We start from the raw sequence: 11,893 nt of genomic DNA on the forward strand, positions 1-11,893 counted from the left end.
CCGGGTCGGACTTGGGGTGGGGCCGGGTAGACCCGGCGCAGGGAACGGGATGAGACAGCGACGGCATGACGGCGGACAACATTACGGAAACCGGTCAGTACGGCATTGACCGCGACCGGCTGGAGACCTGCCTCAGCGTCTTCGAGGCGTTGGAGGACCTGCCTCCCGACCACCCCGACGTGGTGCGGGTGCAACGGGCTACCGCGAAACTCTACAAGGTGATCAAGCAGCGGCGACGCGAGGAAAGGCGGAATGCCATCGCGGCGGCCGACCGCGCGGTGACGGCGGCCACCGCCACCGGTGCCCCGGGCCGGATCGACGACGAGACCCAGGGCATCCCGCTCACCTCCCCCACCGTCGGCGCCACGGCCGGCATCCTGCACAATCCGCGCGGCTGCTACGTCTGCAAGCAGCGCTACCGCGAGGTGGACGCCTTCTACCATCAGCTCTGCCCGCCCTGCGCCGCACTCAACCGGGAGCGCCGGAACGCCCGCACCGACCTGACCGGCCGGCGCGCGCTGCTCACCGGCGGCCGGGCGAAGATCGGCATGTACATCGCGCTGCGGCTGCTGCGCGACGGCGCGCACACCACGGTGACCACGCGGTTTCCCCACGACGCGGTCCGCCGATTCGCCGCGATGCCCGACAGCGGGGACTGGCTGCACCGCCTGCGGATCGTCGGGATCGACCTGCGCGACCCCGCCCAGGTGATCGCCCTCGCTGATTCGGTCAGCGGCCAGGGACCACTCGACATCCTGATCAACAACGCGGCGCAGACCGTCCGTCGCACGCCCGGGGCGTACGCGCAACTCGTCGCCGCGGAGGCGGCGGCCCTGCCGGACGGCCCACTGCCGGAGATGATCACGTTCGCCAAACCGGCCGGCTGGGGCGACCCGGCGGGCAGCCTGGCCGCCCCGCCGCAGTCGGCCGTGATCCCCCCGCACGCGCTGACCGCGCTGGCGCTGACCAGCGGTTCCGCCTCGCCGGAACGGATCGCGGCCGCCACCGCCATCGACGCCGGCGGTCTGGTGCCGGACCTCGACCCGGTCAACAGCTGGGTGCAGCGGGTGCACGAGGTGGACCCGATCGAGCTGCTCGAAGTGCAGCTGTGCAACGTGACCGCACCGTTCGTTCTGGTCAGCCGGCTGCGACCGGCGATGGCCGCAGCGACCGCCCGCCGCAAGTACGTAGTGAACGTGTCGGCGATGGAGGGCCAGTTCACCCGCGGCTACAAGGGGCCGGGGCACCCGCACACCAACATGGCCAAGGCTGCGCTGAACATGCTGACCCGGACCAGCGCCCAGGAGATGCTGTCCGACGGCATTCTCATGACCAGCGTCGACACCGGCTGGATCACCGACGAGCGGCCTCACCCGACGAAGATGCGGCTGGCGGACGCCGGCTTCCACGCCCCGCTGGACTTGGTCGACGGCGCGGCCCGGGTCTACGACCCGATCGTCCGCGGCGAACAGGGCGAAGACCTGTACGGCTGTTTCCTGAAGGACTACGCGCCCTGCGCCTGGTGATCCGCGCGCCCGCCCCGCCGTCAGCCGCCCATGCTCAGGTGTATGGCGCCGAGGTGGCGCGGCAGACGATTTCGTCGATCACGGACAAGGTCGTCGAGGGCACGACTGGCCCGGACTTCACGGTCCGGGCCAGTCGGGTTGCCGCGGGTGTCGCTGGCGTCGCGCACGCCGGGGACAGCCTCAGCCGGGCCGGCGCCGCAACTGTCGGCGCCGCCGCGCCCTTTCCTCGGGAACGCGGAGCACGCCCGGCGCGACCCAGGTGCCCGCTTCGTCGTGAGCGCCGACGAGGGCGAGCCCGTAGAAGACGCGCGGTGCGCCATCCAGGACGAGCGACACGGTGCGGCCGGTCGCCGGTAGCTCGGTGACCTGCCCGATGGAGTCGACCTGGCGTACTGAATCAGCCTTCGCGACGGCCATGATCTCGGTCTTTGTCGGCCACGGGTCGACCCAGACCTCCGGGGCCGGGAAGTGCCACCCGCTCGGGTCGTGATCGGGGTTGAGCAGGTAGCCGTCGGCGCGGTTCCACAGCACCGCCGCCTCGCCGTCCGGGGTGTCGAAGAGCAGCCCCTTGGTCTCGGGGTCGGCGAACGTGAGCCATCCGATGAAGTCGGCCCGGTCGAGCAGCCGCGCCGCGTTCGCGTAGGCCAGGAGCGACGGCTTTGCGCTGAGGTCACGGTTCATCAGGCCGAAGTGGTACTCGACGTTGCCCGGGTCGGCCACCTGCGGGTTGCCGAGGACGCTGTCGTGGAACTGGTACCAGCAGACCCCGCGTACCCCTTCCGCCTTGGCGAGCGCGAGGGTGAGGAAGACGTTTTCCGCCGCGTGCCGGTAGGTGTCGTTCCACCAGGCGTTCGGCCGGGTGCACGCGTACGCCTCGGTCAGCCAGATCTCCTTCTCGCCGTACTCGGCCATGAGTGCCTTGAGTTGCCGCAGGCCGCCGAGGAAGTTCCAGTAGTTTCCTGTGCTTCCCGCGTCCCAGTCGTCACCGTCCGGCACGTAGTCGGGGGTGAAGTTGCCCCGCCCCGGGTGGTAGGCGAAGGCGTCGATGAGGTCCCAGCCACCGCCTGCGTAGAAGTTTTCGAGCCACGGCTTGTCCATGCCCGCCAGGCCGTTGTTCATGATTTTGATCGGCGCGCCGATCGCGGCGGCACGATCCGCCACCGGGCGCAGCGCCTTGTCGATGTATGCCTGCGCCGCCAGCCCGGTGTTGAACGGGCGGTTGAGCTCGTTGCCAACCTCGAAGTAACCTGCCCCCGCTTCGAGCGCGGTGGCCAGGCTCGATGCGGCCCAGGCGGCGGCCTGCTCGTCGGTGACCTGCAGGGATGGCTGGAGCTCGATGTTGTGGCGGATCCCCCGCTCGTCGAAGGCGCTCGGCGGCAGGCCCGGTCCCCCGGCATACGAGATGCGGACGACACTGACCCCGACGGCTTGCCACAGGTCGAGCAGCGCGTCGGCGGACGGCCGCTGCAGCCACGGATAGTTGGCCATGCCGAACATGCTCGACGCACCCGCCTCGTACGTGTGCGGTTCGAGCACAGCGAGATTCGTACGGGCGAAGGCTTCGTCCCCTTCTGACGACGCCGTGACCTCACAGACGCAGATGCCTGCGGGCGGGGCCGGGAGGCTGAACGTGTGCTCCCGTGCGGCCCGCGCGGGGACGGCGATCTGCGCGACATCGTTGGCGAGCTGCGCGCCGTTGAAGTCGCGTACCCACCACCTCAGGTTGACGACCCGGTCGCTGGCGCCGCCGTTCGCGACCAGGGCCGTCACCTCCATCGGCTCGCCTCCGGCCTGCCAGATGTTGAAGTCGCGGTTTGTCCACAGCTCGATGCCGAGGTCGCGACCACGTCCGATGGTCGCCGTCGCCGAGGGTCGGGTCGTGCTGAAGAAGAAGTCCGCTTCGCTCCGGAATGTCCCGTCATCCTGGAGGGCTCCTGGCGCGTGGATCCACGTCGAGTTCGTCCAGGCCTGTCGGGACCGTTGGAGGAGGAACATGCCGTGGAGGGCCGCCCACGTCGACACGTGCGCGACGCCCGAGGTCACCTCGAAGGGGATGCCGCCCGCGCCGTCTCGCACCCACTCGGTCACCGCGACGTAGTCGTCCGGCTCCGTCGGGTTGAGGATCGCCCGGCTGAAGAGGAACCCGTCGGGCACGAGGGTCTCGGGGCCCGAGATGTGCCATTCGAGGTGTGCGCGGTCGGTCGAAACCGACACGAGGGCGTGGACGGCGACCCCGCCCGCCGCCGAGCCGAAGGTGTAGTCCATGCGGATCATCGGCGAGCCGTCCGCGCCTTCGACGAGGCTCGGGAGGCCGCCGGTCGACACGTGGATCCCCGTGATCCGGTCCTTGACCTGGAACCGCGACCCCTGCGATCGGACGGTGCCAGCCCCGTCCCGGATCGCGAGCCGCCCACCGGCGCTCCCGACGACGCTGATCCCCGCCGCCGACAGCACGATGTCGCCCTCGGTGGCGGCGGCGCTCACCGGGCTCGGCTCGGCCATGAGGAGCACTCCCCCGACGAGGGTCGCTCCGAGGAACCCGCGCCGGGTCAGGCCGGGCTGTTGGGGCCGTGGTGACGCCATGGTGGCCTTCCTCTCCCCGGCGGACGCCGAGTGATAATGCGTATTGGCAGATGAGCCGGCGCCATCGTCGACTGCCGACGGTGGCGCCGTCAAGACTCTTGCGCAACACCGCTGATACGGATTATCTTCACCATCCCCGGGTGCAGATACGGATTATCACGGTGGAGACCACATGACGTCCAAGTCCCGCAAGATCACTCAACGCGAGATCGCCCGCATCGCCGGCGTGAGCCAGACAACCGTGTCGACGGTCCTCAACGACCGGGAAGGGTCCACCGCGCGCATCCCTGCGGCGACACGCGCGCGGGTCATGGAGGCGATCGAGCGATCGGCCTACGTCGCCGACCCGGCGGCGCGGCGCCTCGCGGGCCTGGACAACCAGATCATCGGCGTTTTCACGTACGAGCCCGCCCTCTCCCCGGAGAGCATGGACTTCTACGGGCCGCTGCTCAACGGCATCGAGCGCAGCGCCGAGACGCTCGGCTGCGACCTCCTCTTCTTCACCAGCTCCCCGGTCCAGGACGGGAGGCGCAAGCTGTTCCACCGCAGGACTCGCCTGGGGCTCGCGGACGGCTGCATCCTCCTCGGCCAGGAGATGGACGGGGCCGATCTCGATCGACTCGTCGACGAGCGCTTCCCCTTCGTAGCGGTGGGACGCCGGGACGAGACGGACGCACGGGTCCCGTACGTCGGGATCGACTACGCGGCCCCGACCGTGGACCTCATTGACCGGGCGGTCGGGCTGGGCCACGAACGGGCCGTCTACGTCCACCGCGGTCGCGAGACCGCCACGGCGCGCGACCGGCGTGGGGCCGTGCAGTCCCCCGCCGCCACGCGCCGGATCCGGACGACCCTCGTCACCGACGAGGACCTGACCGCCGTGGCCGGGACCGTGCGCGACGCGGGGGCGACGCTCGTCCTCGCCGAGGACGCCTTCCTCGCCGAGGACGTCGTCCACGTCCTGCACACCGAGGGCTTCGACGTGCCGAACGCTGTCTCCGTGGCCGCTCTCGCCGAAGTACGAGGGCACCGCATCGGCGAGCGCGCCCTCACCGGTTTCCACGTGCGACGCAGGCAGGTCGCCGCGGAGGCGCTCGCCCTGCTCCAGCGCCTCATCACAACAGCGCCTGAGGAGTGGGACACCCTCGACACCCAGCGCCTCCTCAGCGCGGATCTCGAGGCCGGCGAGACCGTCGTCGAACGGCGGTCGGCATGAGGACCATCACCGCCGACGTCGCGGTCATCGGCGGCGGGCTCGGCGGCGTCGCGGCCGCCCTCGCCGCCCTCGAGCGCGGCATGCGCGTCGTGCTGACCGAGGAGCATGAGTGGCTCGGCGGCCAGTTGACGTCCCAGGCCGTCCCGCCCGACGAGCACGTGTGGGTCGAGCAGTTCGGCGTCACCGCCCGCTACCGCTCGCTTCGGGAGGGGATCCGCTCCTACTACCGGGCCTTCTACCCCCTGTCGGAGGAGGCTCGCACGGACCGCGCGCTCAACCCCGGCCGGGGACGTGTCAGCGCGCTGTGCCATGAGCCGAGAGTCGCTGTCGCGATCATCGACCAGATGCTCGCGCCCTATCGCTCCAGCGGACGGCTCGTGCTGGTGCAGCAGGCACGCCCGGTCGACGCGGTCGTCGTCGACGACACGGTCCGCTCCGTCGTGGTCGCGGACGTTCGGTCCGGAGATCTCACCACCGTGGCGGCGCCCTTCGTGCTCGACGCGACGGAGACCGGCGATCTGCTCCCACTGACCAACACCGAGTACGTCGTCGGCACCGAGTCACGGACCGAGACCGGCGAGCCGAGTGCGCCGGAGCTGGCCGATGTGAGCAACGTGCAGGCCATTGCCTGGTGCTTCGCGTTCGACCACGCGCCCGGCGACCACACGATCGAGCGCCCGGCCAACTACGACGAGTGGCGCCAGCACGAGCTGCCCTTCTGGGGAGCGCCGATGCTGTCGTTCACCGCCCCGAATCCGCGCACCCTGGAGCCGGAGGCACGTACGCTCCACGTCAACCCCGAGCAGGACCCGACCGGCGACCCGCGCGTCGACCCGGGCGACCGCGACCTGTGGCAGTTCCGCAGGATCGCCTGTCGGCGCAACTTCCGACCCGGCTTCTACGAGAGCGACATCGTCCTGGCCAACTGGCCGCAGCTCGACTACGTCGGCGGCTCGATCATCGACGTCGCCGACCGGGAAAAGCACCTCGCCGCCGCGAAGGCCCAATCCCGGGCGTACTTCTACTGGCTGCAGACCGAGGCACCGCGACCCGACGGGGGCCGGGGCTGGCCGGGTCTCCGCCTCCGCGGCGACGTCGTGGGCACCGATGACGGCTTCGCCCAGGCCCCGTACATCCGCGAGTCACGACGGATCCGCGCCCACCGGACCATCGTCGAGCAGGACATCTCCGTCGCCGTCCGCGGTCACGCGGATCCAGCGCGCTTCGAGGCGTCCGTCGGCGTCGGGATGTACCGGATCGACCTTCACCCCTCCACCGGGGGCGACAACTACATCGACGTCGAGTGCGCACCCTTCGAGATCCCCCTCGGGGCGCTCGTACCCCTGCGCACCACCAACCTCCTGCCCGCAGCGAAGAACATCGGCACGACGCACATCACCAACGGCGCGTACCGGCTGCACCCGGTCGAGTGGAACGTCGGCGAGGCCGCCGGCGAGCTCGCGGCCTTCTGCATCGAGCGATCCGTGCTGCCGGCCACCGTCCTCGCCGACCAGGCCCTCGTCGCCGAGTTCCAGGCCCGCCTCGTCAAGGCGGGCGTCGAGATCCACTGGCCCCACATCACCGGCTACTAGAGAAGAGAAAGACCATGTTCACCCGAAGGAAGCTTCTGGCCCTCACATTCGCGGCGGTCGCCGGGCTCGCCGCGTCGGGCTGCTCCGCCGCATCTCCGCAGACCTCGTCGGCCGCGCCCGGCAGCGTCGACCTCCGCATGACTGTCTGGACGTCGAACAAGGACCAGCTGGCGCTGCTCGACTCGATCGCGCAGTCGTACAAGGCCTCCCGGCCGGCCATCAAGTCGATCACCTTCGACAGCCTCCCCTTCGCCGACTACAACTCGACGCTGACGACACAGATTGCCGGCGGCAACTCCCCGGACCTCGTCTGGATGGGTGACCTGTCGAAGGACCTCATCTCCGCCAAGGCGCTCGTCCCGCTGACGGACCGCCTCAAGGCAACACCGGAGTGGGGCTACGACGACCTCCTCGAGAGCGTCACCGCCGAGTTCTCGGCCGACGGTCAACTCTTCGCCTACCCGTTCTCGAACTCGCCCTTCGCGCTGTACGTCAACAAGGACCTTCTCGCCCGCGCGGGGCAGAAGCTCGACCCCGCGGGCCTCACGTGGGATCGGGTCTCGGCGATCGGGGCCGCGGTCCATTCGGCGACCGGCAAGGCGGGCTTCGTCGTGCGGGACTTCGACTACTCGTCGTGGAACATGTTGGCGACCGTCTGGACGGGCTGGGGCGCCTCGGCATGGTCGGCGGACGGGAAGACCTGCACCTTCAACAGTCCGCAGATGACCGACGCCATGCGCTTCCTGCACGACGCGGCCTTCGTCGACAAGTCGATGCCGGGGCCGGGGACGAAGGTCGACTTCTTCGCCGGCGACGCCGCCTTCACCGTCGCTCAGGTTTCCCGCGCGTCGCTGCTCGACGGTTCCTTCGCCTTCGACGTACTCCCCCTGCCGAAGGGCCCGGCCGGCGCCTACTCGGTCATCGGGCAGGCCGGCGTCGGAGTCCTCGCCTCCAGCCGTCACGTGGAGGAGGCGACGAACTTCCTCGCGTACCTGACCAACCCCGAGAACGCCCGCCTCCTCGCGCAGTACTTCCCGCCGCCGCGCGCCTCGCTGCTCACCGGCGACAAGCTCGCGGAGAACAACAAGAAGCTCTCGGCCGCCCAACTGCAGTCCGTCGTCGTCGACCAGCTGCGCGGGGCCGTCACCCTGCCGAACCACACGAACCCGGCCGAGGTCGCCAAGAGGGGCAAGGCTGCTCTCGACGCCCTCTGGACCGAGAAGGCCGACGTGCCCGCGGTGCTCGGATCAGTCTGCGCCGCCCTCGACCCCGTCCTCGCCAAGTGACGACCGGATCGCTCCTCACGGCCGGAGCGGAGCACGACGTCGCTCCGGCCGCGGGGCCACCGCCACGGCGGCGTCCCGGACGCACACGGCGAGGTGAGGGCCTCGTCGGCTACCTCTTCATCGCACCGCAGTTGCTCGGCGTGCTCGCCTTCGTCATCGTTCCCGTCGTTCTCGCCGTGTACTACAGCCTCAACGAGTGGAACGTCTTCACGGGTCAGCTCACGTTCGTCGGGGGAGACAACTACGCGCAACTGTTCAAGGACCCGCAGCTACCCCGCGTGCTCGGCGCGACCGCGGTCTTCTCCCTCGGCGTCGTCGTCCTCAACATCGCCCTCGGGCTCCTCCTCGCGGTCCTGCTCAACCGGCGCTTCCGCGGCACTGCGCTCTTCCGGACCCTGTTCTTCTCCCCGGTCGTCGTCTCGGTCGTCGCCTGGACGCTCGTGTGGGGATTCCTCCTCCAAGACAACGGTGGGGTCAACGGGTTACTCACGCTCGTCGGCGTCGACGGCCCGAACTGGCTCCAGCAGGGCGACACCGCCATGGCATCCGTCATCGTCACGCAGGTCATCCGCAGCGTCGGCGTCAACATGGTCCTGTTCCTGTCCGCGCTCCAGGGGGTGCCGTCAGAGCTCTACGAAGCGGCCCGCATCGACGGAGCCTCGAGCCGGACGATCTTCCGGCGGATCACCCTGCCCCTCATCTCGCCGACCCTCCTGCTCACCGCGATCATCACAGTCGTCGGCGCCCTCCAGGCGTTCGCTCAGGTCGCGGTGCTCACCGAGGGCGGCCCCGGCCTGTCGACCACCGTGCTCGTCTACTACGTCTTCCAGCAGGCCTTCGAGTTCAACAACATCGGCTACGGGTCGACCCTCGCGCTCATGCTCGTCACCTTCGTCATGCTCCTCACGCTGCTGCAGTGGCAGCTTCGCCGGAAGTGGGTCTTCTATGAGACCTGACACCACCACCGCCCGACGCGGCCGCGGCGCCCGCGCGGTCCGCCGCGCCGTCCTCATCGGCTCGCTCGCCCTGCTCGCCACCCCGTTCGTCATCCCCACCTTGTGGATGATCACGTCGTCGTTCAAGCCATTGAGCGAGATATTCAAGACACCACCGACGATGTTCACCGCATCGCCGACGACCGCCGCGTACGCGGAGGTCTTCACCTTTCAACCCTTCGCGAGGCAGTACTTCAACAGCCTCTACATCGCGACCGCGGTAACCCTCATCACGCTGCTGGTCTCGAGTCTCGCGGGCTACGGCTTCGCCAGAATCCGGTTCGCCGGACGCAATGTCCTGTTCATCGTCGTCCTCGCGGGCCTCCTCGTCCCGAGCGAGGTCACCATCGTGCCGCTGTTCCAGATGTTCAAGCAGGTCGGCCTCGTCAACACCCACTGGCCGCTGATCCTCGTGACCGCGCTGGCGGCGCCCTGCGTCCTGGCGACCTTCATCATGCGGCAGTTCTTCATCGCCCTGCCGGTCGAGCTCGAGGAGGCCGCCCGCCTCGACGGCCTACGGCACACGGGGATCTGGTGGCGCATCAGCCTGCCCCTCGCGCGGCCCGCCCTGTCCGCCGTCGCCATCCTCACGTTCCTCGCTTCGTGGAACCTCTACCTCGAGCCCACGGTGTACCTCACGTCACCGGAGCTGTTCACCCTGCCCCAGGCCCTGCCGCGTTACACGGACGCCTACGGCGGAGAGATGTGGAGCACCCAGCTCGCGGCAGCCACGTTGTCGGTGGTGCCCATGCTCATCGTCTTCGTCGCAGCGCAGCGGCACTTCGTCGAGGGCATCGCGCACTCCGGGCTGAAGGGCTGACGGGATGGCAGGTGCACGAGAAAGCAGGTCGTTCTGTGGATGAGATCGAAACCCTTGAGCCGAACACGGCGCGCCCGGTGCCCGCCGAATGGTGGCGTTCCGCCGTCATCTACCAGATCTACCCGCGTAGTTTCGCCGACGGCAACGGTGACGGCATCGGAGATCTGGAGGGCGTCCGCGCACACCTGGGCTACCTGGCCGGCCTCGGCGTCGACGCGATCTGGTTCAACCCCTGGTACGCCTCGCCGCAGGCGGACGCCGGCTACGACGTCGCCGACTACCGGGCCATCGACCCGGTCTTCGGTACCCTGACCGACGCCGAGGACCTGATCCGCGAGGCGCATGCGCTCGGTATCCGGATCGTCGTCGACGTAGTGCCGAACCACTGCTCGAACGCGCATCCGTGGTTCGTGGAGGCGCTGCACAGCGGGCCGGGTTCGGCCGCGCGCGACCTGTTCTGGTTCCGCGAGGGGCGGGGCGCGGACGGGGAACTACCGCCCAACGACTGGCAGTCCATCTTCGGAGGCCCGGCCTGGACCCGGACAGTCAACCCGGACGGCGGCCCCGGCGAGTGGTATCTGCACCTGTTCGCGCCCGAGCAGCCCGACCTCAACTGGGAGCATCCGAAGGTCCGCGAGGAGTTCGAGGACGTACTGCGGTTCTGGCTCGACCGCGGGGTGGACGGCATCCGGATCGACTCGGCCGCGCTGCTGATGAAGGACGGCGAGCTCGCCGACTTCGACCCGGACGACCTTCCGGTCCCGCACCCGTACACCGACCGGAACGAGGTGCACGACGTGTACCGGGCGTGGCGGGCGATCGCCGACAGCTACCCGGAGCCGCGCGCGCTGATCGGTGAACTCTGGCTGCCGGACGCCGAACGGCTCGCGGCGTACCTGAGCCCGGACGAACTGCACACCGCGTTCAACTTCGCCTTCCTCGGCTGCCCATGGGACGCGACCGCGCTGCGCCAGGTCATCGACGAGACCCTTGCGCTGCACGCCCCGGTCAACGCCCCGGCCACCTGGGTGCTGTCCAATCACGACGTGCCTCGGCACGTGACTCGCTACGGCCGCGCCGACACGTCGTTCACCCTTCAACACCGCCAGCTCGGCGCGCCCACCGATCGGGCGCTCGGTCGGCGTCGGGCCCGCGCCGCGCTGCTGCTCAATCTGGCGCTGCCCGGCTCGGTTTACCTCTACCAGGGTGAGGAACTCGGCCTCGAGGAGGTGGAGGACATTCCCGCCGCGCTGCGCCAGGACCCGATGTTCTTCCGCACCGACGGCGAGAACCTCGGCCGGGACGGGTGCCGGGTACCCCTCCCCTGGTCGGGCCAGGAGCCGCCGTTCGGCTTCAGTCCGGCCGATGCGGCGCGCGAGCCGTGGTTGCCGCAGCCGCGCGGGTGGCGTGACCGTACCGTCGAGGCGCAGACCGGCGACCCCGACTCCATGCTGGAGCTGTACCGTCGCGCGTTGGCCTGCCGACGCGGACAGCCGGCGCTCGGCGACGGCCCGTTCGCGTGGCTGCCCGCACCCGATGGGGTCCTCGCCTTCACCCGGGGGGCGCATCGAGCGTTCGCCTGTGTGGTCAACCTGTCGGGCCGCCCGATCGAGTCTCCGGTCGCCGGGACGGTCGTGCTCGGCAGCGGCCCGTTGGACGAGGGCTGGCTGCCGCCGGACACGGCCGTCTGGGTGGTGCCCGGATAGCGGGACGGGATCGATCGACGGCAGGCGTTGACGAAGCCCTCCGCACCGCGGACTGAGTCGTCAGGCGATGCTGTGGCTGTCGTTCAGGTCAGGCCCACGCCCGGTCACGGCGGCGGGGGGGGGCCAAACCCCCCCCCCCCCCCCCGCGGTCGGGGGAGAAAGGCCCACG

The 11,893-nt window shown here is 69.9% G+C and carries 8 protein-coding genes; 7 read left to right on the plus strand and 1 reads right to left on the minus strand.

The features are described from left to right. The first annotated feature begins 65 nt into the window (after nt 1-65). Nucleotides 66-1,526 (plus strand): SDR family NAD(P)-dependent oxidoreductase, encoded by a 1,461-nt coding sequence (locus AB0L34_RS05780; protein WP_357460852.1) that lies wholly within the window; start codon nt 66-68, stop codon nt 1,524-1,526. 180 nt (nt 1,527-1,706) lie between these two features. Here AB0L34_RS05780 and AB0L34_RS05785 read toward each other — a convergent pair whose 3' ends face one another. Continuing rightward, nucleotides 1,707-4,109, minus strand: coding sequence for a hypothetical protein (locus AB0L34_RS05785; protein WP_363702228.1), 2,403 nt, complete (start codon nt 4,107-4,109; stop codon nt 1,707-1,709). Nucleotides 4,110-4,281: 172 nt separating this feature from the next. Here AB0L34_RS05785 and AB0L34_RS05790 point away from each other — a divergent pair, with 172 nt between their 5' ends. The 6 genes from AB0L34_RS05790 to AB0L34_RS05815 are packed head-to-tail and all read left to right on the plus strand — an operon-like array spanning nt 4,282 to nt 11,724. After that, entirely contained in the window at nt 4,282-5,325 is a 1,044-nt protein-coding gene (locus AB0L34_RS05790; protein ID WP_363702230.1) for a LacI family DNA-binding transcriptional regulator, read from the plus strand. After that, nucleotides 5,322-6,917 (plus strand): FAD-dependent oxidoreductase, encoded by a 1,596-nt coding sequence (locus AB0L34_RS05795; RefSeq protein ID WP_363702232.1) that lies wholly within the window; start codon nt 5,322-5,324, stop codon nt 6,915-6,917. The genes AB0L34_RS05790 and AB0L34_RS05795 overlap by 4 nt, the downstream gene beginning before the upstream one ends. 14 nt (nt 6,918-6,931) lie before the next feature. Continuing rightward, a complete protein-coding gene (locus tag AB0L34_RS05800; protein ID WP_363702234.1) occupies nt 6,932-8,203 on the plus strand; it encodes a sugar ABC transporter substrate-binding protein in 1,272 nt (423 codons plus the stop codon). After that, nucleotides 8,200-9,159, plus strand: a complete 960-nt coding sequence (locus AB0L34_RS05805; protein ID WP_363702236.1) for a sugar ABC transporter permease — start codon at nt 8,200-8,202, stop codon at nt 9,157-9,159. The genes AB0L34_RS05800 and AB0L34_RS05805 overlap by 4 nt, the downstream gene beginning before the upstream one ends. Then, nucleotides 9,149-10,018, plus strand: coding sequence for a carbohydrate ABC transporter permease (locus AB0L34_RS05810; RefSeq protein WP_363702238.1), 870 nt, complete (start codon nt 9,149-9,151; stop codon nt 10,016-10,018). The genes AB0L34_RS05805 and AB0L34_RS05810 overlap by 11 nt, the downstream gene beginning before the upstream one ends. 35 nt (nt 10,019-10,053) lie before the next feature. Then, complete coding sequence (locus AB0L34_RS05815; protein ID WP_363702240.1) at nt 10,054-11,724, plus strand: glycoside hydrolase family 13 protein; 1,671 nt, start codon at nt 10,054-10,056, stop codon at nt 11,722-11,724. Nucleotides 11,725-11,893 lie beyond the last annotated feature (169 nt).

It is taken from the genome of Micromonospora sp. NPDC052213 (assembly GCF_040679695.1).
Lineage (GTDB): Bacteria > Actinomycetota > Actinomycetes > Mycobacteriales > Micromonosporaceae > Micromonospora.